The sequence below is a fragment of the Altererythrobacter sp. B11 genome (assembly GCF_003569745.1).
Lineage (GTDB): Bacteria > Pseudomonadota > Alphaproteobacteria > Sphingomonadales > Sphingomonadaceae > Croceibacterium_C.
Genome location: NZ_AP018498.1, coordinates 188,653 through 211,621 on the forward strand (window position 1 = coordinate 188,653; position 22,969 = coordinate 211,621).

Annotated in this window: 24 protein-coding genes; 17 read left to right on the top strand and 7 right to left on the bottom strand. The window is 65.9% G+C overall.

The window, feature by feature from the left end:
• The first annotated feature begins 135 nt into the window (after positions 1-135).
• The 15 genes from AEB_RS00815 to AEB_RS00885 all read left to right on the top strand — a co-directional run bounded on the left by AEB_RS00815 (position 136) and on the right by AEB_RS00885 (position 11,075).
• Positions 136-1,083: an alpha/beta hydrolase gene (locus tag AEB_RS00815; RefSeq protein ID WP_172592961.1), complete on the top strand. Its 948-nt coding sequence runs from the start codon at positions 136-138 to the stop codon at positions 1,081-1,083.
• A 151-nt stretch (positions 1,084-1,234) separates the two neighbouring features.
• Positions 1,235-2,068, top strand: a complete 834-nt coding sequence (locus tag AEB_RS00820; RefSeq protein WP_231959003.1) for an NAD(P)-dependent oxidoreductase — start codon at positions 1,235-1,237, stop codon at positions 2,066-2,068.
• Positions 2,065-2,535: a cupin domain-containing protein gene (locus AEB_RS00825; RefSeq protein WP_119081386.1), complete on the top strand. Its 471-nt coding sequence runs from the start codon at positions 2,065-2,067 to the stop codon at positions 2,533-2,535. Before AEB_RS00820 ends, AEB_RS00825 begins: the two co-directional genes overlap by 4 nt.
• The gene (locus tag AEB_RS00830; protein WP_119081387.1) at positions 2,535-3,551 is read left to right on the top strand and encodes a GlxA family transcriptional regulator; all 1,017 of its coding nucleotides are present in this window, start codon (positions 2,535-2,537) and stop codon (positions 3,549-3,551) included. Before AEB_RS00825 ends, AEB_RS00830 begins: the two co-directional genes overlap by 1 nt.
• Positions 3,544-3,897 (top strand): nuclear transport factor 2 family protein, encoded by a 354-nt coding sequence (locus AEB_RS00835; RefSeq protein ID WP_119081388.1) that lies wholly within the window; start codon positions 3,544-3,546, stop codon positions 3,895-3,897. The genes AEB_RS00830 and AEB_RS00835 overlap by 8 nt, the downstream gene beginning before the upstream one ends.
• A gap of 9 nt (positions 3,898-3,906) precedes the next feature.
• A complete protein-coding gene (locus AEB_RS00840) occupies positions 3,907-4,791 on the top strand; it encodes a PhzF family phenazine biosynthesis protein (protein WP_119081389.1) in 885 nt (294 codons plus the stop codon).
• Positions 4,788-5,678, top strand: coding sequence for an EamA family transporter (locus AEB_RS00845; protein ID WP_231958838.1), 891 nt, complete (start codon positions 4,788-4,790; stop codon positions 5,676-5,678). The genes AEB_RS00840 and AEB_RS00845 overlap by 4 nt, the downstream gene beginning before the upstream one ends.
• Positions 5,675-6,034, top strand: a complete 360-nt coding sequence (locus AEB_RS00850; RefSeq protein WP_119081390.1) for a nuclear transport factor 2 family protein — start codon at positions 5,675-5,677, stop codon at positions 6,032-6,034. The genes AEB_RS00845 and AEB_RS00850 overlap by 4 nt, the downstream gene beginning before the upstream one ends.
• On the top strand, positions 6,031-6,945 hold the full coding sequence (locus tag AEB_RS00855) for an EamA family transporter (protein WP_119081391.1): 915 nt from the start codon (positions 6,031-6,033) through the stop codon (positions 6,943-6,945). Before AEB_RS00850 ends, AEB_RS00855 begins: the two co-directional genes overlap by 4 nt.
• A 121-nt stretch (positions 6,946-7,066) precedes the next feature.
• Complete coding sequence (locus AEB_RS00860) at positions 7,067-7,879, top strand: dienelactone hydrolase family protein (protein ID WP_119081392.1); 813 nt, start codon at positions 7,067-7,069, stop codon at positions 7,877-7,879.
• Positions 7,876-8,676 (top strand): thioesterase family protein, encoded by an 801-nt coding sequence (locus tag AEB_RS00865; protein ID WP_119081393.1) that lies wholly within the window; start codon positions 7,876-7,878, stop codon positions 8,674-8,676. Before AEB_RS00860 ends, AEB_RS00865 begins: the two co-directional genes overlap by 4 nt.
• 17 nt (positions 8,677-8,693) lie before the next feature.
• Positions 8,694-9,740: an alpha/beta hydrolase gene (locus tag AEB_RS00870; protein ID WP_172592963.1), complete on the top strand. Its 1,047-nt coding sequence runs from the start codon at positions 8,694-8,696 to the stop codon at positions 9,738-9,740.
• Between the two features lie 7 nt (positions 9,741-9,747).
• On the top strand, positions 9,748-10,164 hold the full coding sequence (locus AEB_RS00875; protein ID WP_119081395.1) for a VOC family protein: 417 nt from the start codon (positions 9,748-9,750) through the stop codon (positions 10,162-10,164).
• A 19-nt stretch (positions 10,165-10,183) separates the two neighbouring features.
• Positions 10,184-10,735 (top strand): DinB family protein, encoded by a 552-nt coding sequence (locus AEB_RS00880; protein ID WP_197714461.1) that lies wholly within the window; start codon positions 10,184-10,186, stop codon positions 10,733-10,735.
• Positions 10,677-11,075, top strand: a complete 399-nt coding sequence (locus tag AEB_RS00885) for a GFA family protein (protein WP_119081397.1) — start codon at positions 10,677-10,679, stop codon at positions 11,073-11,075. The genes AEB_RS00880 and AEB_RS00885 overlap by 59 nt, the downstream gene beginning before the upstream one ends.
• 283 nt (positions 11,076-11,358) lie before the next feature.
• Here the strand turns inward: AEB_RS00885 and AEB_RS00890 are convergent, their stop codons facing one another.
• The 6 genes from AEB_RS00890 to AEB_RS00915 form a co-directional block, all read right to left on the bottom strand.
• Positions 11,359-12,348: an HNH endonuclease gene (locus AEB_RS00890; RefSeq protein ID WP_119081398.1), complete on the bottom strand. Its 990-nt coding sequence runs from the start codon at positions 12,346-12,348 to the stop codon at positions 11,359-11,361.
• Positions 12,348-13,745, bottom strand: coding sequence for a restriction endonuclease (locus AEB_RS00895; RefSeq protein ID WP_172592964.1), 1,398 nt, complete (start codon positions 13,743-13,745; stop codon positions 12,348-12,350). Before AEB_RS00895 ends, AEB_RS00890 begins: the two co-directional genes overlap by 1 nt.
• Positions 13,742-14,791, bottom strand: a complete 1,050-nt coding sequence (locus tag AEB_RS00900) for a DNA cytosine methyltransferase (protein WP_197714462.1) — start codon at positions 14,789-14,791, stop codon at positions 13,742-13,744. Before AEB_RS00900 ends, AEB_RS00895 begins: the two co-directional genes overlap by 4 nt.
• Before the next feature lie 13 nt (positions 14,792-14,804).
• Positions 14,805-15,980, bottom strand: coding sequence for a DNA cytosine methyltransferase (locus AEB_RS00905; protein ID WP_197714463.1), 1,176 nt, complete (start codon positions 15,978-15,980; stop codon positions 14,805-14,807).
• Between the two features lie 2 nt (positions 15,981-15,982).
• Entirely contained in the window at positions 15,983-16,174 is a 192-nt protein-coding gene (locus AEB_RS00910; protein ID WP_172592965.1) for a ribbon-helix-helix protein, CopG family, read from the bottom strand.
• A gap of 75 nt (positions 16,175-16,249) precedes the next feature.
• A complete protein-coding gene (locus AEB_RS00915) occupies positions 16,250-16,651 on the bottom strand; it encodes a very short patch repair endonuclease (protein WP_119081401.1) in 402 nt (133 codons plus the stop codon).
• Positions 16,652-16,767: 116 nt separating this feature from the next.
• Between AEB_RS00915 and AEB_RS00920 the strand changes: the two genes are divergently transcribed.
• Positions 16,768-18,546, top strand: a complete 1,779-nt coding sequence (locus tag AEB_RS00920) for a DUF262 domain-containing protein (protein ID WP_119081402.1) — start codon at positions 16,768-16,770, stop codon at positions 18,544-18,546.
• 7 nt (positions 18,547-18,553) lie between these two features.
• On the opposite strand, the gene AEB_RS00925 is transcribed toward AEB_RS00920, so the two are convergent.
• Positions 18,554-19,615, bottom strand: coding sequence for a hypothetical protein (locus AEB_RS00925; RefSeq protein WP_119081403.1), 1,062 nt, complete (start codon positions 19,613-19,615; stop codon positions 18,554-18,556).
• Positions 19,616-19,783: 168 nt separating this feature from the next.
• Here AEB_RS00925 and AEB_RS00930 point away from each other — a divergent pair, with 168 nt between their 5' ends.
• On the top strand, positions 19,784-22,861 hold the full coding sequence (locus AEB_RS00930) for a hypothetical protein (RefSeq protein ID WP_119081404.1): 3,078 nt from the start codon (positions 19,784-19,786) through the stop codon (positions 22,859-22,861).
• Positions 22,862-22,969 lie beyond the last annotated feature (108 nt).

Genomic DNA, 22,969 nt, shown 5'->3' on the forward strand with positions numbered 1-22,969 from the left:
CCGATGCGGTCGCGCTTGTGACATGGCCAGATGCCCTTGAATAATGGCGGATTGCGCGCTCGCGTGGTTGACGCAGGACTGACACGTTGGGGGGACGAGCGCGTGTCAGTGCGCTCGAACCCTATCGGAGCAAATATGCGTGCACCCGCCCTCGGCCACTCACGATCAATTTCGCTCCATAGCTCCTTTTCGCCCTCGAAATTGTTTTCCCCTTTCTTGCGAGCCGCGCGGCGTGCCGCAATCCTGATCGCAGCGGCCACGCTGCATGCCTGCGCGGCAACGAGTGAATCGGTCGTGCCGGAGGTTGTTCGGGGCGGTTCGCCGATCGTAATCGGCAACTCATATGTCCTTCGTTCCAGGTTGTTGGGCGACGATCGCCGCATCGCGGTTTATCTTCCGCCACACTATTCCGATCCCAACCGGAGGTTTCCGGTGGTCTACCTGCTGGATGGCGGCGCGGCGGAGGATTTCCACCACATCACCGGCTTGGCCAGCATTTCGGCAGCCTATGGGCTGACGAAGGAGGTGATCGTGGTCGGTATCGAGGGCAAGGACAGGCGGCATGACTTGACCTCACCCTCCACCGATCCGGATGATCTGAGAGTGGCCCCGACGTCAGGAGGCGCGGCATCCTACCGGCGCTTTTTGGTGGAGGAACTCAAGCCGTGGATCAAGCGGCGCTATCGCATCGATGGTCACACCGCACTGATGGGCGAATCGCTGGCGGGCCTGTTCGTCGTGGAAACCGCCCTGACGTCACCCGGATCGTTCGATGACTACATCGCGATCAGCCCCAGTCTTTGGTGGAACCGAGGCGCGCTGAGCCGGTCGGCCGCCGCCGATCTCTCGGCTGGTGACTTTGCAGGGCGTCGGTTGTGGCTCGCCGCCGGTGACGAGATGACAAGTTATCCCGAGATGAGGGATGGCATCGATCGATTGATCGCCGCGCTGGAAAATGCAGGTCTCAAAGGTCTCGCGTGGACTTTCACTCTGATGCCTGAGGAGTCGCACGCGACCATCTATCACCCGGCTGCGATGGCAGCATTTCGCCAGCTCTATGCGTTGCCGAAGGCGGTTCCTTGACGGCTTTGCCTGGAGCGTTCGCGATGCGCCAAGCGCCATGGCGAAATAACCCGTACTTGCGTCGAATTCGCCACTGGCGCTGAGCAAGGGGCATCCCTAGCGTCGAAGCATGCGAGTGGGGTTTGCAGGTCTGGGTCTGATGGGCGCGCCGATGGCGGCGAGGCTTTGCGCGGCAGGGGTTGCGCCCATGGTTTATAACCGGTCTCCCGGGCCGGCCGACGCGTTGCGGGCATTGGGTGCAAGTGTCGCCGACACCTCGGCGCAGCTGTTTGCATCGTGCGACGCCATCATCCTGATGCTCGCCGACGACGCCGCAGTCGATGCGATTCTGGCGCGGCGCGAATCCGATTTTGGCGCGCGTGCTCAAGGCCGGCTGATCATCAACATGGGAACGCATTCGCCAGAGTTTTCGCTGGCGCTGTCCAACGATATTGTTGCCGCCGGCGGCTCATTCGTCGAGGCTCCGGTGTCCGGGTCGAGAGGTCCCGCCGAGTCCGGTGAACTGGTGGCCATGCTCGCGGGCAAGGCCAATGCGATTGCGCAGGCACGGGCGCTGCTCGGTTCGATGTGCAGCACGACGGTGGTTGCGGGCGCGGTGCCGACCGCACTGGCGATGAAGCTCGCCGTCAACCTGTACCTGATCGCATCAGTGACTGCGCTTGCCGAGGCGGCGCATCTGGCGCGCCTGTCCGATGTAAACCTCGACCAGTTCGCCGAGGTGATCGGATCGGGCGCGCTGGGCAGCGCCGTCGCCCGTGCCAAGCTCGACAAGATCAGGCGCGATGATTTCTCGCCACAGGCTGCGATCGCCGACGTTGTCAAGAATGCGCGGCTGGTGGAAGGGCTGGCGGCAAAGGTCCGCGCCCAAGCCCCGTTGCTCAAGGAAAGCCGCATGCGCTTCGAAAGTGTCGCAGCTGCGGGCCTTGGCGGCCTCGACATGGCCGCAGTCTACGCCAGCTATGCGCCCGGTACGGTGCCGGAGTGACCGAAGCCAATCCTTCCGCACTGGTCGCAGCGGACATTCCGGGACGCAGCTCTACGGGCTATCCTGCGGAATTCGCCTCGCGCGTCGCGGGGCGCACCAAGCAGGCGCTCGGCGACCCATTCGGCCTGACGCATTTCGGCGTGAACCGAACCACGCTGGCGCCAGGCGCCCAGTCTTCGCTGCGTCACCGCCATCTCGTGCAGGACGAATTCGTCTATGTGCTCTCGGGCGAACTTGTTTTGGTCGATGATCGTGGCGAGACGGCGTTGAGTGCCGGCATGTGCGCCGGCTTCGCGCATGGCGGACGGGCGCATCACCTGATAAATCGCTCCGCCAGCGATGCGGTCTATCTGGAGATCGGAGATCGCCTTCCCGGCGACAGCGCCATTTATCCGGACGACGATCTTGCTGCTGAACCGAGCCCGACCGGGTGGCGCTTCACGCGCAGGAACGGGGAGCCCTATTGATGCTGTCGGTCTCGATCCTGGCGCTTGAGACCGCGCTCGCGACCAGCGTGTCGATCACCATAGATGTGCTGGCGATGGCCAACCGCATCTGCATGGCGGCAGGCCGCCCGCCTGCGTTTGACGTCAGGCTGGTGGGTGGCGGGGCTCATCTCTTTCGTCCGTTCTTGGCCTTTCCCGAAGCGCAGCACGACGCGCCGGAATTGTTCATCGTCCCCGCCCAGGGGCTGTCCAAGTCGGACGATTATGCGGCTCGGCTGGCGCAGCCGGATGCAGTCGAAGCGCGCGAACTGATCCTTGCGGCGGCCCGCGCCGGGGCTCGCATCGCCAGTTCGTGCACCGGCACGCTGCTGCTGGCGAGCACAGGCCTGATCGATGGCCACCGCGCTACCACTGCGTGGTGGCTCGTCTCGGTCTTCAATGAGCTTTACCCTGCCGTTTCGCTCGACACTGCCGAACTGGTGCTCGCCGACGGCAGGTTCATCACCGCGGGCGCGGCGATGGCGCAGATGGACCTGATGGTCGGATTGATCGCGCGGCATGCGGGTGCCGAGATCGCAGAAGGCTGCGCGCAACGCATGATCCTCGACGAACGCCGATCGCAGATCCCCTATATGGCAGTGGGTCTTCTCGCCTCATCGAGCGAAAGCGTGGCCAAGGCGGCTGCGTGGGCGCGGCCGCGGCTGGGCGAAGGCATCGGGGTCAACGATATCGCGGCCGCGGTGGGCCAGTCGGCACGAACCTTCCACCGACGCGTGGGCGCGGCCACGGGTCTCTCGCCCATCCGGTTCCTCCAGCAATTGCGGGTTGAACAGGCCGTGACGCTGATCGAGACGACGAACCTGCCCTTCGAGGAGGTCGCCTATCGGGTTGGCTATTCAGATCCTTCCACGTTGCGCGGCCTCATCCGGCGCGCGGGCGGCCCGGGTCCGCGTGAGCTTCGCTCGCGTGTGCGTCGCCGCTCGCCTTCACCGGGTGCGTCGCCGATCTCGCAAACTGAGCGTGGCCGGAATGGATGACGCGAACGACTTTGCGCTGGACTGGATCGCCGCGTTCAATGCCGGTGATCTGCCGCGGATCCTCTCGCACTATGCCGATGCGGTCGAGTTGATCTCGCCCATTTATCTGGATTTCACGGGCGGCGAGAGCGACCAGGTTTCGGGAAAGACGGCGCTCGCCGGCTATTTCGGGGCGGCGCTGACGCGGCATCCCGATCTGCGCTTCACCTTGCTCGATGTCGCCCGGGGCACCCGAAGCCTGTGCCTGCGCTATCACAGCAATATCGGCGACCGGATCGCGATAGAATGCTTCGAGCGCGACGCCTCGGGCAAGGCGCTGCGCGTGACATGCCATTATGTCGACTGAGGATTTCCAATGACGTCCTATCACTATGTAACGCTGGATGTGTTCACCGAGCGGCGGTTCGGGGGCAACCCGCTGGCGGTGTTCCCTAACGCGGATGGGCTCGATACCGCGACAATGCAGGCGCTCGCCGCGGAGATGAACTATAGCGAGACGACCTTCGTCCTGCCGCCGCGCGACCCGGCCAACACGGCGCAGGTGCGGATCTTCAACCGCACCGCCGAGATGCCGTTCGCCGGGCACCCCAATGTCGGGACCGCGCATGTGCTGGCCCGGCTGGGGCTGGCCGGAGGCAATGTGCTGCGGTTCGAGGAGCTGGCCGGACTGGTCGAGGTGCGGCTCATGCACGAGAACGGCGAATGCGTCGGAGCGGAGATCGACGCGCCGCAGCCGCTTTCGATGCTCGGGACGTTCGGCCCCGAAGAGATCGCCGCCTGCCTGTCGCTCGCGCCCGAGCATATCGTGACGCGCAACCATCTGCCGGTCCGGGCGAGCCTCGGCGTGGATTTCGTGCTGGCCGAAGTCGCGCCGGAGGCGCTGGGCAGGGCGACGCCCGATCTGGCCGCCTATCGCCGGGTGGCGGCCGCGCGCGACGAGGTGGGCGAGCGGCTCTCGATCTTCTTCTACGCGGCGGACGGCGAAGGCATCCGGGCGCGCATGTTCGCGCCGCTGGCCGGGACCTGGGAGGACCCGGCGACGGGAAGCGCGAACGCGACGCTGGCGGCGCTGCGGCTGTCGCTGAGCGATGCCCCGGCGCTGGCCTATCAAGCGGTTCAGGGGTTCGAGATGGGGCGCGAAAGCCGGCTCGCGCTTCGGGCATGGCGCGCGGACGATGGCGTGCGGGCGAGCGTGGGCGGGCGCTGTGTCGAGATGTTCCGCGGCACGATCGTCCTGTGAGCGGTTCCGTGGCCGGGCGCATGCCGCTCCCGCACCTGTTGCTCGCCATCGTCGGCGTGGCGGTATGGGGGAGCAACTTCGTTGTCGTCCATGTCGGCTTGGAGCGGTTCCCGCCCTTCACCTTCGCGGCACTGCGCTTCCTGCTGGCGTCGGTTCCGCTGCTCGCCTTCGTGCCACGGCCGAAGACGTCGCTCGCCAATGTCGCGGCCTATGGCGGCCTCATCGGGTTCGGGCAGTTCGGGCCGACCTTCTATGCGATGACCGGGCATATGTCGCCGGGGCTCGCCTCGGTGCTCATCCAGACCCAGGCATTCTTCACCGTCGGCCTCGCCATGCTGTTCAACCGCGAGCGGCCGACTGCTGTCAATTTCGCGGCGATGGCGGTCAGCATCACCGGCGTCGCTCTGGTCGCGGCGCACACGGGCGGGGGCGCCGATACGTTCGGAATCGTACTGATGCTGGTCGCAGCGATGGGCTGGGCCGGGGGCAATATCGTCGTCAAGCGCGCCGGCCAGATCGACATGTTCGCGCTGGTGGTATGGGGGAGCCTGTTCGCGGTGCCGCCGCTGACGCTGATGGTGCTGGTATTCGAAGGGCCCGCCGCCGCGACGGCCGCGATGGCGCAGGCCGATTGGATCGGCTGGTCGGCCCTCGCCTGGCAGACGCTGGGGAACACCTTGTTCGGCTATGCCATATGGAACTGGTTGCTGTCGCGCCATCCCGCGACGCAGGTTGCGCCGCTGGGGCTGCTGGTGCCGATCTTCGGGCTGTCGGCCTCGGCCTGGTTCCTCGGCGAGTCCTTGCCGGGCTGGAAGATCGCGGCGGCGGGGCTGGTGATCGCCGGGCTTGTCATCAATCTGCGCGCGCGGCCAAAGGAGGCGGCATGACCCCGGAAGCAATCGTCGGCCGCCAGCTCGATGCCTATAATGATCGCGATCTCGAGCGGTTCATGGCCTGCTGGGCGCCGGACGCGCGGATCTACGCATGGCCCGAGACGCTGCTTGCCGAGGATTCCGGGGCGATCGAGGTGCGGCATCGCGAGCGGTTCGCCGATACTGCACTGCGCGCGACCTTGCTGTCGCGGACAAGCGTGGGAGAACTGGTGATCGACCGCGAAGTCGTGACGCGGCATTTCGACGGCCTGTGCGGAACGGTCGACGTGATCGGCATCTATGAAGTCACCGGCGGGCTCATCCGCCGCGCCTGGTTCAAGCAGGGCCCGGTGCGCCCGCCAGAGGCGTGATCGCCTCGCCGATCTGGCTGCCCGCGGCCTTGCTCGCCGGGCTGTTCCAGGCCTGGCGGACCGCGCTCCAGCAGCGGCTGCGCAAGGAGCTGACCGTCAGCGGCGCGGGCCTCGTCCGCTATGCCTATGGCGCGCCGTTCGCAGTGGCGATGGCGGCTGCGTGGCTGGGCGTGCACGAAGTGAGCGTGCCCGAGGTGTCGCCGGCCTATCTGGCGCTGGCGGCGGGGGCGGGGCTGGCGCAGATCTTGGGGACTGCGCTGCTGATCCTGTCCTTCGGCTATCGCGGTTTCGTTGCGGGGACTGCTTTTTCGAAGACCGAGGCGCTGATGGCCGCGGTCGCGGCAGCGGCGTTCTTCGGCGAGCGGTTGTCCGCGCTGGCCTGGGTCGGGATCGCGGCGGGGGTTGCGGGCATCATGCTGCTTTCGCTGCCACCGACTGGATCGGGCTGGCGAGAACTGGCAAACGGCGTGGCGCAGCCCGCGGCCTTGTGCGGGCTGGGCGCCGCGGCGCTGTTCGCGCTCACGGGGTTGCTGGTGAAGCATGCGACAGAGCATCTCGACCTTGCCGATCCGATCGCGGCTGCGCTGGTGACGCTCGCGATCGTCATGCTGCTCCAGACCGCGATGCATGGCGCCTGGGTGACGTGGCGCGAGCCCGCGACCTGGCGCGCACTGGCACAGACCTGGCGCAATTCGGGACTGGTCGGCCTGCTCGCCGCGCTGGGATCGGCTTGCTGGTTCACCGGGTTCGCGACCGCGCCGGTCGCGCTGGTGCGGGTCGTGGGGCAAGTCGAGGTCTTCTTCACTCTGGGCTTCGCCCATCTCTACCTCGCCGAGCGCGTGCGGACGCGCGAAGCGGGCGGGCTGCTGCTGATCGCGGCGGGCGTGATGCTGGCGCTGCTCGCGGCGTAAGCGCGGTCACCCTGCCGAACTTGTGGACCCGAATTGGCGAAAAATCCTCGAATAAAGGCGAAGCGGACGCTCCCGCTCCGCATGGCCGGGCGGCATGGTGCGTCGCCAGAGGGACGCGGTAATGGCTGTGGACATGCAGGACGATCGACTGACGGATTTCGAACGGCGGCCGATTTCCGTCGATGGCGAACCGAAACCGGTGCTCGTCAGTGGCGCAGGCCCCGCAGTGATCGTCATGGCTGAGATGCCCGGAATCAGCCCGCATGTGGCGCGCTTCGCCCGCTGGGTCCGGGACGCCGGCTTTACCGTCTACATGCCGTCGCTGTTTGGCCGCGATGGCGTCGTCCTCGATGCCGAGCAGGGCGCCAGGATTTTCCAGCGCGCATGCGTCAGCGCCGAGTTCCGCGCCTTTGGCGGGGGCAAATCGAGCCCGTTGACGCGGTGGCTGATGGGACTGGCACGGGTGGCGCATTCGGAATGCGGCGGGCCCGGGGTCGGCGCGATCGGGATGTGCTTCACCGGCAATTTCGCGCTGACGATGATGCTCGATCCGACCGTGCTGGCACCGGTGCTGTGCCAGCCGTCGCTGCCGCTGGATCATCCCGCCGGGATCGAGATCGCGCCCGAGGAGATTGCGGCGGTCAAGGCGCGGATGGATCGCGAGGATCTGAACGTGCTCGCCTATCGTTTCGAAGGCGATGCCTTTTGCCGCGCCGAGCGGTTCGCTGCCTATGCCAGCGCACTGGGCGACCGGTTCGTGCCGCGGGTGCTGCCCGACAGCGCTGCGAATGAAGAAGTGCCGCCCTTCTTCGCGGCGCATGTGCCGACGCCGCACAGCGTCGTCACCGTCCACCTGATCGACGCGGCGGGCCAGCCGACGATCGCCGCGCGCGACGAGATCCTCGCCTTCTTCAGACAGCGGCTGGCCGGATGACGGTTCGCGCGGCGTTCACGCGGGCCGATGATCCCGCCGAATATATTGCGATCGAAGGCGCGGCCGGACCCTGGTCGCCCGACACGTGCCACGGCGGTGCGCCCGCCGCGCTGCTGGTGCAGGTGGCCGAGGGCATCGCCGCGCCCGCGCCGATGTCGGTGGCGCGGGTGACGATGGACCTGCTGCGCCGCGTGCCGCTGGGGCGATTGCGGGTCGAGAGCCGGGTGGTGCGCGAGGGAAAGAAGATCCAGCTGCTCGCGCTGGAGCTCAGAGCGAACGGCGTCGAGGTCGCGCGAGCGACGGTGTTGCGGATGCGGCGCGAACCCGAGAGGGTTCCTGATCCGGTCTCGAGCCTGACCACACCGTTTCCCGGGCCCGATGCGGGCAGGGTAACGACCGGCGCCACCGGGGGCTTTGCCGGCTTGTTCACGATGCGCGCCGTCAGGGGAGGGTTTGAGCATCAAGGGCCGGGATCGGTGTGGTTCCGGATGGACGCGTCGCTGGTCGCAGGCATGGCGACCAGTCCGGCGGCGCGCGCGGTCGCCGCGGCGGACTTCGCCAACGGTGTCGCGAGCGTGCTGCCGTTCGAGCAATGGCTCTTTCCGAGCACCGATCTCACCGCGGCGCTGCTGCGCCGGCCCGAAGGCGACTGGGTGCTGGTCGATGCGGAAAGCTGGCTTGGGGCGGAGGGGCGAAGCCTCGGGCAGGTCCGCCTCGGCGACGAGCGCGGCTGGTTTGGGACTGCGACGCAGACGTCGCTAGTGGAAGCACGGCATCAGGAAGGGAGACAGGGATGAAGCACTGGATATTGGGCATGATCGGCGCCGCGATGCTGGCGGGCGGCGCTTCGGCGCAGGCACTGCCGAAATCGGCGGTGGCGAGCACGCCGGAGGTGCTTCGCGGCTTCGTCGGGCCGCATGAACGTGTCGATATCGGCGGCGGACGGAAGCTCAACCTGTTCTGCATGGGCAGCGGCAAGCACACCGTGCTGTTCGATGCGGGCGGCAGCGACTGGTCGGTGATCTGGGGACTGGTGCAGCCCGCGGTCGCCGCGGGTGCGCGCGCCTGCTCCTATGACCGTGCCGGCCTCGGCCATAGCGACCCGGCTCGTGGCGTACGGACGCCGATGGCGATCGTCGAGGATATGCACGCGCTGATTCATGCGGCGAAGCTGAGCACGCCGCTGGTGCTGGTCGGGCATTCGCTGGGTGGGTTCAACGTCAAGCTCCATGCCGCGCTCTACCCCGAGGACGTCGCCGGGCTGGTACTGGTCGATCCCGCCGAGGACCGCTGGTACGACCGCATCCGGCCCGCATTCCGTGTTAAGTTCGGAGCGTCGATCGCGGCGCGAACCGAGCTCGGCGACCAGGACTTCTTTCGATTCCTGACTTCGCACTACGAGCAGTGCGCGGCCGCCGCGAAGGCGCAGGATCTCGATCCGGCATCGGACACCTGCCGGCGCTGCACCGATCCGGTGCGCGCGCCGCTCGGCCCCGAGATCGCCGCCGAGCGGCTGAAGCTGCAGGTCACACGCGCCTATCAGGAGGCGCAATATTCGGAGATCGCGAACAGCGTCTATGCCAATCCGGGTGCCAACAGCAGCTATGCCATGCTGTTCAGCGGCACCCCCTTCGAAAACCGCCCGGTGATCGTGCTGAGCCACGGCAACTTCGACGCCGAAGACCCGATCGATGTCGCGAGCTTCTGGGCGGCCGATCGTCTCCATGCCCAGAGTGCGGCATTGTCCCGGCGGGGGCGGCATCGAATCGTGCCGAAGACCAACCACAATATCGAGATCGACGATCCCGACGCGATCGTCACGGCCATCGGCGAGGTTCTCGCCCAGCTCGGCTGGCTGTGACCGGCAAATGTTCAGCCATATTACAGTCGGCGTCAGCGACCTCGATCGCGCGGAGCGCTTCTACGATGCGTTGTTGATCCCGCTCGGTCTGGTGCAGCGGCAAGTAACTCCCGATGGCGGGCCCCCGTCGCGCTGCTGGCATCACCCGGCCCCCAACCTGCCGCGCTTCTACGCCTATCTTCCCTTCGACGGACAACCCTCCTCGCATGGCAATGGCAGCATGACCGCCTTCCTCGCGCCGACACCCGAGGCAGTCGTGCGCGCGCACGCGGAGGCACTGGCGCAGGGCGGCGCCGACGAGGGCGCGCCGGGCCCGCGCCATCGCTACGGGCCGGATTATTTCGGAGCCTATCTTCACGACCCCGACGGCAACAAGATTCACATCGTGCACAGACCCGACGCGCCCGATGGCCGGCCCGTGTAGCGCCGGCGCCACCGTGCGCATGCTGATCCGTTACAAGGCCTGGGCGAACGCGAGCACCTTTCGCGCGGTAATGAGCCTGCCCGAGGGCGAGGCGGAGCGCGCGAGGCCGACGCGTTTCGGCAACATCGTCCACACGCTGAACCATGCCTATGTCATCGACGACATCTTCCGTGCGCACCTGGAAGGGCGGCCTCATGGTTATGAGGCGCGCAATACCCCGCACCCGCCGCCTCTGACCGCGTTGTGGCAATCGGTGCAGGCCATGGACCGCTGGTATGTGGCTTACGCCGAGAGGCTAGGTGATCATTCCTTGGGCGAGACGGTCCGATTCGAATTCGTCGGTGGGGAAGCGGGAGCGATGACACGCGAGGCAATACTGCTGCATGTCGTGAACCATGGCACCTATCACCGGGGTTTTGTCGGCGACATGCTTTACCAAGTGCCGGCTGCTTTGCCTGCCAACGACCTGCCGGTATTCCTGCGCGACGTCTTCTCTCTGGAGGAACCGGCTGATGGTGAGCACGCACATCGGATCCTGCCATTGCGGCGCGATCAGCTTCACGATCGATGATGATCCAACCGAACTGACGACGTGCGATTGCTCGCTCTGCGTCAAGCGGAATGCGCTCATGCTGAAGGTGCCGGAAGCAGCCCTGCGGATCGACGCGGGAAAGGATTTCCTGGCCACGTACGAATGGAACAGCTTGCGCGCGAAGCACCACTTCTGCACCCGTTGCGGCATCTATGTCTTCCACCGCAAGCGCGCCGCGCCGGATTATTTTGGCGTGAATGTCTTCTGCCTCGACGGCTTTGATATCACGTCGCTGCCCGTTCGCGCGACAGACGGTGTCGGGATGACGCTTGTGTGCGATCAGCCGCGCGAAGAGTGGCTTGGCCCGCGCGATAGGTAAGTGGTGCGCCACTGGACGCCAGCCGTTACCAAGGTATTGGCGAATTCTGCGCACCCCCTTCGCTTCCCACGCTTGTATCGATGTGGACGCTTCGGGACGGGGGCGAACGTCTGTGGATGATCGGCAGAAGAGCTTTCGGCTGGGCGACCTAAGCGACTGATTTCGCTGTCAAATCATAGACTTGCGAACTCGCCGAGGGCATCAATAGCACAATCAAGATTTGTGGAAAAGGCTGGACTTGTTTGGACACTGTGACCGAGTACTGACACCTGGTCAGCAGTCTTCACGCCCAACCGCGCAGCTCATTGCCTTTCTGAATCATCATCGCCGAGGGATTGCTCACCTTATGCTGCGGTAGCAGAAGCGATGGGCGCAGGCCTGACTTAAACACAGCGAGGCCGCCTGAGCGGCCCTCACTTCTTAAGCTCGCTACCAAGCTCTGATTCACCCTAACCGCGTAGGAACTATCAAAAGTGATCAGCGCGGAATCATAGGCTCGGTGGTGAAGCGCGCAGAGCGCCACCCCATTTGTCACCTGATCATGGCTGTCGGGGTGCGCGACCGGTAGGATGTGGGCGGCGTCGAGCAGCTTAAGCTGCAGCCCGCAGAACGCGCATTTGTGCCCATACGCAGCCAGCACGGTCTGGCTGAAACGACGATCCCGCAGCAGCCGAAGCGCGGTGGCCATCACCTTGCGGCGTTGCTTTGGGACATTGCTCGGCTCGACCTCGAGCGGATTCGCCGCCATGCGGCGGAGAACATCTAGTTGGGCAGCATCCTTTCCCGACGCATGCAGCACATGCATCTGCTGGACATAGAGACCGAGCATGTCCGGGCGCACTGCGATCGAGAGTTCGCCCGTTCCTTTGGCAAAGACGCCGATTCCGTCGCGTGCGGCATCCTGGAGCGCGGGAAGATCGGTCTGGATCGAGGATGACTTGCCGAAGTGACCGGAATGATAGTCGTGGTCGAACGCGGCGAACACGCCGGTCTCGTCCGACCATCCTAGGATCAAGGTTCGAACGCCCGGGCTTGCCAGGAAGAGGCCTTGGATGCCGGTCGGCTGGATGCGCCGCTCGAGCGGCATCTGGGCTGGCCGACCTCCCGGCGTGAGATTCCAGATGTGAATCCAGGCGTCGATCGCGTTGTCGCCATTGATCAGCCTCGCTCGGGCAGGATGATCGTAGATTAGCCAGAGCATCTGCCAACCGGAAAGCCGAAGCGCAGCCTCAACCTTGGCTAACAGTTCCTCCTTCTCGGTCGTCAGCGCCACTATCCATCTTCCTCCGGAGCGATCGGCTGGCTGCGCTTCTGCGCCATGACGTTCGCCGCGTTCGCTGCGACGTGATCAAGCAGGACGCTAGCGCCTTTGTCGAGATAGCTGCGCACGACCGCGCCGTTCACCAGCAGAAACTGGAGATGGGTCGCCTGGGTGATCTCGCGCGCGTAGGCGATCGCCTCGCCCGAGAAGTCGCTGGTCGTCACGACCGCGACGACGTGCGCTTTGGAGTAGATCGCAAGGCCAACTTCCTTGGCGACATCGCCAAGACTGACTCGGCCGCTGACGCATTTGCACTGGAAGTTCCAGCGCGAGAACAGGAGGTTCTTGCCCTCTGCCGTCAGGTCTACCTCGGCATAGGCGGTATCGCGGCTGCGCAGCCGGAACGCGCGGGGCTCCAGACCAATGTCCAAGATCATCTTGAGCGCGAGAAGCTCCAGCCCGAGCCCGCGGTCATAGGTTTGAGCACTTGCAAGCAGCCGCTTCACCTCCGCGGACGGCAGGTCGATCTTAGCCCGAAGATCGGCTGGGACTACCTGGTCGAAGTCCGGAAGTACCGCCTCGATCGGTACCCCCATCAGCTTGGGCGAGGGAATGATCGAGCCGCTCTTGCCGCCGCGTCCGCTGCTCGCCGTACTAGAAACATCAAGCCAGCCGGCATCTGCCAAGGGCTTGATGACCTTCGCCCGAATCTGGTCTTCGTCGAACCTTGTGCGGTGATCGCGAAGGCATTCATCAATGACCTGCTTTGCGGGAATTTCGGCGCCTCCGTTGGCTTCCGCAACGCGCCGTAGCACCTGCAGGAAAATCTGCTGGCTGAGCGGCAGCTCGGCGAAGCTTGATCGCTCGGACGCCGAGATACCGAGCGCGGCCTTCATGACCGCCTCGTCCGGCAAGGGGTTGGACCGTGCCTCGCGGCGGAGCAGGCCTGCCTCGATCATCCAGTTGAGCAATGTGGTGTGATCGGTGGTTGCGTTGGACAGCCCCTCGATCCCAATCCCCTCGAGTTCGCGCTTGAGGCTGTCCTTGCTGAGCGTCTCGCCGCGCATGTTCAGCGAGCGCACCGCATCAATGATTGCCATGCCGTTGCGCGTGTCGACGACGTGACGTGCGAGGCGGCGAGCCGCCTCGACGCTGTCGGGCGCGTCAAGGATCACCCTGCCGGCGTCTGTCAGCGCCAGCGGGGTGCGCGTCATCAGCCCGAGGCTTGAAAGCGTGGCGGGGATGTTAGTGCTAGCGCGCTTGTTGCCGGCGCTTGCGAAGAAGACCCGGTCCCACTCGGCCACTACCGCCGCCATGTCCGGCGCCAGCCGGTCAAGAATCTCGAGCGGTCGCCGGACATCACCGATGATGCCCGGCGAGAAATCGTTGAAGGACGGCAGGCGCCTCATGCCGCGTCGCGCAGCGGGGCCCCGATCGCCTCGGCTACGCTGCGCCCAACCGCAGCGGCCAGCATCGGCGGGACCGCGTTGCCAACCTGGCGCCATTGCTGCTCGATCGTGCCCGCAAGATCGAAGCTGTCCGGGAACGTCTGGAGCCGCTTGATCTCGCTGATCCGGAGGATCCGGTTCTGCCAATGGAACGGCCCCATGTTGTTCGAGCGCCGCGCCTGGATCGTCCAGGAGGGCATGTCGGGGCTGAGCTTCAGCAGGAACGACCAGTAGCGGCCGCGCCACTTGAACCGGGGGCTCGGGTGCCCGCGCTTCTCGGTGAAGTAGAGATAGTTGTCGCCGGGAGGGATTTGGCGAAGCAGACCGTGATGCTGGCCGCCCGCGAAATGCCCTTCGTCGGAGGCGTTCTCCTCGGTGTCGAGATCGGCAAGCACCGCCCCAGCAGTGACCCAGGGCAGCAGGCTGGACTCAGGATCGCTGGAGTGGGTGGGGCTAGGCAACTCCACGTTGCCGTCGAGCGCGCCGACCACGAAGCAGCGCTCGCGGATCTGCGGCACGCCAAAGTTTGCAGCGTTGAGCACGTCGGTCGAGACCTTGTAGCCGAGCTTCTCGGCGCGCGCGATGATCGTCTCCAGCGCGTCGGCGTGGACCTTGTAGGCCAGGCCCTTCACATTCTCGAGGATGAAGGCGCGCGGGCGCACCCAGTCGAGCATGCGCAGATAACCGTTGATCGTCTCCCACCCATTGGGGTCATCGAGCGCGCGCGGCTTGTCCTTGCGGTAGAAGCGGCTCTTGGAGAAGGGAGGGCAAGGCGGCCCGCCAGCAACCAGGTCGATCTCGCCGATGCTGCCGCCAAGCGCGTCGGCCACATCCGCGCGGGTCAAGGCGCCAATCCGTCCGCCAAGGAACGGCGTTGCAGGAAAGTTGCGGCGCCAGGTCTCGGCGCAAAGCCGCTCGAGATCCGACGCGAGGACGGTCCGGAAGCCGGCCTCATGGAGCCCGAGATCCAGGCCGCCGCAGCCGCTGAACAAGCTGATGCTACGCAATGCTATTCCCCCTCTACCGGTCAACCGTGGCGAGCACCGCCTCAACCATGCGCCGCGCAAGCGGCGGCGGCACCGCGTTGCCCATCTGCCGGACCTTGTCGCGCCGGCTTCCAACAAGATTGTAGCCTTCCGGGAAGCCCTGCAGAGCCGCCATCTCGACCGTGCGCAAGCGCCGGCTGTTCCAATGGAAGGGTCCTGTCCAGGGCCCCGGCGAGGCGGCGATGGTCCAGGAGGGCCGATCCGGTGACAGCTTCAGCAGGAAGTTCCAGAAGCGCGTCTCGGTTACGAAGGTGGGGTCGGGATGGCCTGCCCAGGCTGTATGCGCCTTGTAGTTCCAGCCCGGCGGCACCGTGCGCAGATGCTCGGCCCAGCGGCCCGTGACAAGCTCCTCCGGCTCGAAGAACTGCGGCCGGTCAAAGCCTTGCAGCGCCTCGCCTGCGGTGAGCGCCGGCTTGCGTCCCGCCTCATCCTTGAGCGTGTGTGTGGGCTCCGGCGCGGCGGGGGCGCCGCTCTTGGCGCCCAGCAGGAACACACGCTCGCGAGTCTGGGCGACGCCATGCTCTGCGGCGTTCGCGGTGACCTGCGTCACCGAATAGCCCGCCGCCTCCGCGGCGTGCCGAAAGCCATCCAGCACAGGCCGGTTGCGTGGATGCTTGATGCTGGGGACATTCTCGAACACGAAGCCGTCAGCGTTCGATTCGAAGATCAGCCGCCAGAACTCCTCGACCAGCGTGCGGCGCGCGTCCGGTCGCGCCTCGGTTGGCGCAGGCGGCCGGTCCATCGCGATGCCCGCAGCGCGCGCGCGCCGATAGCGCGACTCCTCGCCGTCCTCGACCCAATAGGCTGCCTTGGAGAAGGGCTGGCACGGCGCCCCGCCAACCACGATCAGCGGATCTCCGGGGGCAAGACGGGCAGCTTGGCGAAGGTCCAGGCCCGTGATCGCTGCGACATCGCCTTCGATCACCGCGCCGTGATAGCGCTCATTAGCGCACATCGTCCTGCATGCGACCGGGTCAAGCTCGACGCAGGCGCGCACCTCGCAGCCGGCATCGGTCGCGCCGATGCTCAGGCCGCCGGCGCCGGCGAAGAGGTCGATCACAGGCATGCGGGCCTTGCCGCGTCCCAGCGAGGCGGCAGCGCTGCCCCCAGCCTCGACGCCGGGCTGGGCCAGGGTTTCGACGAGAGCCATGGCTAGCGCCGCCGCGCGAAATCGAGCGGCAGCTGAGCTTCGCGGCCCTGCTCAACCAGCTGGTCGACCGCATAGCGGACCAGCCAGGCGACGCTGACCTTATGCTTGGCTGCGAGTTCCTTGAGCGCCTGCTCCTGGGCCCGGCTTAGCGAGGCTGTCACTCGGACCACGCCTTCCTCTGCAATGATCGCCACTGACTTCTCCGCTGCACTTTGCAGCATTCTTCTGCACCATGACTCAGAGTGGTGCAAGAGCAGAACATAACAGGATCAAATAAACTTGAGCAGCCTTGCGTCAAGCTCCGCATCGTGGCCAAGCTCGCATTCCCAGATAATGAGGAGGCGCCAGCCTAGTGCACCAAGCGCTTCCGCCGTCGCGCGATCCCGAACAACATTTCGCTCAAGCTTGGGCAGCCAATAGTCCTGCCGCGTGCGCGGCTTGGTCGCGTGCCGGCAGCCGGGATGCTGATGCCAGAAGCATCCGTGCACCTGAATCGCCGCTCGATGCCTGGGCAGGACAATGTCGGGCGTGCCGGGAAGATCGCGCCGATGCAGCCGGAAGCGGAAGCCGAGCGCATGGAGCCGGCGCCGAACCCGCATTTCCGGCTTGGTGTCTTTCTTGCGGATCGCCCGCATCGTGCTCGAGCGGGCGGGGCTAGGTGGCTCGTCCATCCCGCTTTCTACCGCATTGCGACCCGCGAGCGAAGCGGGGCTGCAGCTGCCATGGGCTCCGCGCTCGACACCGGCCTTGATCGAGCTAGTAATGCTTGCGGGATGACGGAGGGCACATGGCAACCATCGAATCGAATGACGAAACCGTCGCGGATGTGCTCAAGTCATTCTACGTCGTTCCAGACTATCAGCGCGAGTATGTCTGGGAGGAATCCCAGGTCGATCAGCTGCTGCGTGACATCAGGACCGAGCAGCTTGAGGGAGGCGACGCAGAGTATTTCATTGGGTCGATCGTTGTCTGCCCACGGCCGGATGGCGCCTTTGACCTGATTGATGGCCAGCAGCGCACGACCACGCTGTTCGTCACGCTATGCGCTATCCGTGACCGGCTGGCGACGCTGGGCGAGACCCAGGTCGCAAGCATATCAAAGCTGATTGCCGATACAGCGGTCGATGCGGAGGGCAACGACGTCTTCCGCGCGCGGCTCGACCCGCAATATTCCGATGCGGGCGATGTTTTCCAGAAGCTGCAGGACGGCGAGGTGCCGCCAGTAGCAGGCACCCGCTCGATGCGGAACGTAGCGATAGCCTATGCGACTGCGCTTCGGTTCCTGGAGGAGGAGCTAGGAGCAGATCCGCAGGCCGTCCGCAAGTTCTACGGCTATCTTGCCGGCAAGGTGAAGCTGATACGAATCCGCACCGACAGCTTGGCCCGGGCGCTCAAGATATTCGAGACAATCAACGATCGCGGCGTCGGCCTCGATGCGATGGACCTGCTCAAGAACCTCCTCTTCATCCGGACAGCGCCGGCCGAGTTCGAGAAGCTCAAGAATCGCTGGAAGGCGCTGACCGATGCGCTCTACGACGCGGGTGAGAAGCCGCTCCGGTTCCTGCGTTACTATATCTTTGCCACCTACGGCGTGACCAAGCTGCGCGAGGATGAGCTCTATGCGTGGCTGAGCGCTAATGACGCCAAGGTTGGCTATGGCAAGGATCCGCTCGGCTTTGTGGATCGGCTGGCCGGTGCGCTGGCGAGCTACCTCCATTTCCTCGACGGGCTAGGCACGGACGGCAAGCTGCACCCGCGGGTGCAGGCGATCTCGCTGCTCGCTGGTCGAGCGACCCGTCAGCATCTCATCCTGCTGCTAGCTGCCCGCAAGCTTCCTGCGGACATCTTCGACGCGCTGTGCCGCGACGTCGAATCCCTGCTGGTGACCTATCTTGTGACCCGAACCACGAGCCGCGAGTTCGAGGCGCTTTTCCCGGAATGGGCAGTGCGGGTCGCGGCGGTCGCCAGCTTGGAGGAATATCGAGCCTTCGCGTCGGCGACGCTGGTCGCGCGGCGGCGCGACCTGGCAGCGCGCTTCCATCGTGAGATGGCGTCGCTCAATGGCGCGAGCCTCAGGCAGTACCAGCTGCGCTACCTGCTCGCGAAGCTGACCCAGCATGTTGATCTCCTCGCCTACGGTGCGGAGAGCGAAGGATGCCGCTGGCTGTCGCGCTACACGGATGGCTCGAACATCCATATCGAGCACATCCTTCCCCAGACTCCCGATGATCCCGTTCGCGTTGAATTCGGTGAGGGGGCGGACGATTATGATCTCCTCTGGAGCATCGGGAACCTTGCGCTGGCTGAGCGATCGATCAACAGCTGGCTGGGACGGCGGCCTTTCTCGGAGAAGCGCCCGGTCTACCCCAAGTCGCAGCTGCTGCTGACCCGCGCCATTGCCGAGCAGCCCGGGATCGGAAATACTGCGATCGATCGGGCGGTGGCCGCCATGAAGCCGTTTGAGACCTGGAGCCGTGGCGATGTCATACAGCGGTCGCGGTGGCTGGCCGATCTTGCGATGGAGGTCTGGGACCTGCCCATGCCACCGGCTGCATCGGCGGCTTGAGAGCGAGCTAGCCGTCCAGCTCCAGCCGCCCAAGCAGCGCAGCCAGCTTCTCGGGTGTCTCAAGCAGCCTATGGCCGTCCCCCTCGACATGCGCGTGCAGCGCGCGCAACTTTGAGGCATCGGCAGCCGCCATCGCAGCTGTTCCGTGCGCTAGCCCGAGCGATCGTCGCAGCGCTCCCTCCTTGCGAGCAAGGACCATCCCTTCGGTTCCGTCGATGATCACCGCATGAGCTCGCTCATAGAACCAGTAGGTGAGCCCGCCTCGGCCGCCGAGATGGGCGCAGATGAAGCGGCGCGGCCACGCATCGACATCAGCCGCGCCCCACTCGCTGAATACGTCGCTGACGCTCCATCGCTTGATCGCGCTGCGCTCTTGGCGAGACAGGAGCCGCTCCGGGCGCGCATTATCCTCTGCAATCAGCGCTTTGGCGGTGTCGTCGCGATGATTGATCGTCGATGTGCCTCTGCTGAGGACAAAGCCCACGCCGCGGAAGCGCGCTGGGTCGGCGGCCATAGCATCGAGCAGTGAGAGCGGGTTCCTTGCACGAGTCACCCTAGCCGGGGGACTCGGTGGGCGCCAGCTGCTCTGGGCAAGCGCAATAGCATTGTCATCGACCTGCCTTGACCTGCGCCAAAGCTGCTCGAACCAGCGCTCGCCTTCGGCGAAGGCTGAACTCCCAGAGGCGTGAAGCGTGCCTGCCTCGTGCAGCCATGCAGGCTTATCGAAGCCGACACCTCCGCCCGAAGCGTTGGCGGAGCAGGCGACCATCCCGAGATCCGATAGATAGATCTTGGCGTGGAGCCCATCGACGCACCGCAGCTTGCGATTGCCTGGCGCGCCCAGGTCGATGAGCGCTTGCGGGTTGGTACCGCCGAGCGAGACATCACAGATGATGCGAGCATCGCTTGGCAGTCCTGCCGTGCTGACCAGGCTTTCGGATCCCTTGCCCCAGAAGGCCACCGCGCATCGAGCTTTCCGGCCGCCTGCGACGCGCCGGATCGCTGCGCTGAGCTTCGCGCCGCTGAGGAAGCAGGGCTCACCTGAATCCGCAGCTGCCTTCCTTGCCATACTGGTCCTCGCTCCGCCCGTGTGCCGTCCGCGGCAAGGGGTCATCATACGATTCAGGGAAGCTTTACTTACTGAAGTCAAGAACTTGGTGCCTGCGTATTCGCTGATTCTTTTGGTTGCACCAGTGGAGAACTTGCCCGACGATGGTCTCTTGAGGGGAGGGCAAGCTTGAGCAGCACGCGCGCAGCGGCGCTAGATCGCTACCGGCAGTGGAATGGCGCAATCTACACGACGCTGTTTGGCGAACCGCGCGCCCAGGCGCCTGCCTATCTCTATCTCGAGCCCGAGCTCCTGGCGCAGGCGGCGGTTTCCGCGGAGGTGCCGCAGGAGAATGCGCGATCTGAGCTGATCGGCGCAGTTCGTGGCGCGCTTGGCTGGGACCGGGTGGACAACCCGTTCCTCTGGCACCTCAGCGAGGCCGAGGCCTGGGCAGATGAGGGCATGCGGGACGCGCCGCCCTTTCTTGCGCTGCTCGCAGTGCTTGTGCTCGGCGCCGAGGCGATGGTCAGCGATGCCGAGCACGCGGCCCATAACTATTATGACCGGCTCCTTGGGCTGCTGGAGGCCGATGATTCGCTAGGCGCCCGCATCCGCCGCGGATTCAAGGACACGGTTGAGCTCTGGCTGCTGCTCAATGACTGGCTTGCCCAATGGGATGGGGAGCTTGGCCTGCCCTCAGCCCAGATCACCGACCGCCGCGTCAATATCGGCTACCCGATCTCGCAGGCGCTGGTCAGCGCCCAGGATCGCAAGCGCCTAGCGGGCGCCTTTGAGGACTATGGCCTAAGGCCCGGGCGCCGCATGGCGCCACTGGAGATGGAGCAATATCTGTCGCACTGGCTAGGCCATGCGAGCGCTCCCGCCAGGCTGCGGCGCGTGTGGGGCAATGACGAGGCGCGCCGTCGCGTGGTGCAGATCGCCTGCGCCGAGCTTGAGGCATGGGCTGGGCCAGACGCCGAGGAAAGCTCGGATCGCAGCACCGCAGGCCGGGTTCCGCTGCTCTGGCGTGCCGACCTGAGCGGTGGGCCGCTGCCAGCAATAGACCTCTATCTCGCATGCCAAGCCGACCCCGCTCGCGTCGAGGGACGCTACCAGATCGCCGCGCCAACCGACGCAACAGGCCGCGCCGGACTTGCCGCATGCGAGCCATCGCTGTCGGTACGCCCGATCCCCGGAACCGAGCTCTGCGGGCTCGAGCCTTGGGCCGAGCTGTCGCTTGGCGCCTTGCTCGCTGGCGCATTCACCCTCACGCGGCGCGAGATACCCGCTGCGACCTTGGCGCGCTCCTCCAACCCCATCCTGGTCCTGGCGCATGACGATCGCGATGGCCTTTGGCATGAGGTCAGCCGGGCGCAGCTGCTCGAGCGATGCATCGTGCTTGCGCATGCTGATGTGCTCACAAAGGTCGAGGCCCATCTGGGGCGCTATGCGCGCGCAGGATATAGGCAGCTGGATCACAGCCAGCTTGCTGGGTTGCCGCCTGGCTGGCGGGCGTTTCTAGATGTGGTGCTTTCCGATGCGCCCGAGGACGAAGCGGCGGGGGTCCTGGCGATACTTTCGCCGCTGCGCGCTGACGTGATCTCGATGGAAGGCGGCGTGCGCCTCGGCAGGCAGACCTGGCATGCCGACGCGCCGCCAGTAGTTGTAGCAACGCTCGCTGCCGAGAAGCGCCTGCAGCTGGCCGTTGAGCGCCGGCGCGCGCTTGATCTGGGCGGCCCTGAGCAGCTGGCGCTCGGTGAGGATATCGGGCGCACGTCTCGCTCGCTCGCTGGCACCGGCCTGCTCAGCGGCGACTATCTGGTGGGCTTGAGCGTTTCGTCCAAGGATGGCGTGCGGCTGCTCGACCAGGTGCCCCTGCGGCTCCGGACCGCAAGCTTCCCCCGCCCCGCGAGGCTCAGTTCCGCTGACGCCGCCATCCACCTGCTCGAAGATGCGCAGGGTATCGTGTCGGCCCATCATACGGAGGATGCCGGGCCTGCCGTGACCGGGGGGCTGCTCCTGGATGTGGATGACCCCGGCCATGCCGATGTCGCGCTCCGGCTGCCCGGGTCGATCCCGCCCGCCGAGCCGCTTGCCGAGAGCGCCAGCTCGCCGCCGCGACCGGACGATCGCACCTACGCCATGCCGTGCGCGGTGCTTGGCCACCACTATTGGATTGTCGACGCAGCCGAGCCGGGCGAGGATTGGCGGACGCTTAAGCATATGCGCTGCCGGGAGTGCCAGCGCGAGGAATGGACTCGCAACCGCGGGCGCCGGCCCCGCACCACGCCGCGTGGCCAGCGGCCGCGCCATGGCATCCGGGTCCCAGAGCCGCCACGGGCGCGATTGCCTGCGCTCGAGGCCTCGGCGGCGCAGAGGCCGGCATTGGATCTCATGCTCGACGCGATGAGCTATATGGGATCCGGAAGCTGGGCGGTGCTGCGTGAGATGGCGCAAGCGCTTCAGCCGGACCAGCCTTGGCTCGCCGCGGAGGCGGCACGTGCCTTCTCGGCGCTCGGGCACATTGATGTCGTCCTTGACCCCAGGACCCAGCGGCCTGCCAGCTGGCATATGGCACCCGCGACCTTGGTTGAGACCAGCGATGGCAGCTGGGTGCTGGCCGGAGCACGGTCCGATCGGCTTCTGGACGCCATGCTCGGCGCCAGCAGCGTTCGGACAGCGCGTGAGGGCGATGGCGAAGGTCTCACCGTGATCCGGGCCTGGCCTGCCGATGAGGATGCGCTGCTCGAGCTAGCTGCCCAGCTGGAGGCAAGCGGCGTGCTGATCGGCCTGAGCGAGCGCTTCTCCGAGCGCCTTGCCCGGCATCTCCCGCCGCTCACGGGATTGCTTCGCAGCGGTGAGCCCTTCAGGCTGGGCAGCGCTGATGTCGAGCGGCTTGACCTTCCGTCGCGGCAGTGGGCAAGCGCAAGCGAGGAGCGCGCGCCGGGCGCTTACCGAACCCACCTCCATGGCAGGCTGCACGGCGTGATCGCTGGGGAGGATGCACCCGGCATCATGCGGGTGACCGATATGCTCAGCTCCAAGCACCTAGCCGCAGCGCAGGCTCGCGCCCCGTTGGTGGCCTATGATCGTGAGACGCAGCTGCTGACCGTCCCGATCGGGGCTGAGCTGCCGGGGCTGATCGACCGTGCAGCGACGCTCTGCTCCGGCGCGCCAGCCTTCATCCGGCGCGACACCTGGCTCGTCCATTATCCGTCCGTCCCCTCCTCGGTCGCTGGCCAGATCCAGCGCTGCCTTGGCCTCTAGCCTCAAGGATTCCGAATGCCTCGCGCGACACCGCTCAGCCTCTATCACGCGCTCAGGGAGGGCTATCTTCGCTATTTCGACACGGCATTCTGGCTGCGCGAACCGTTG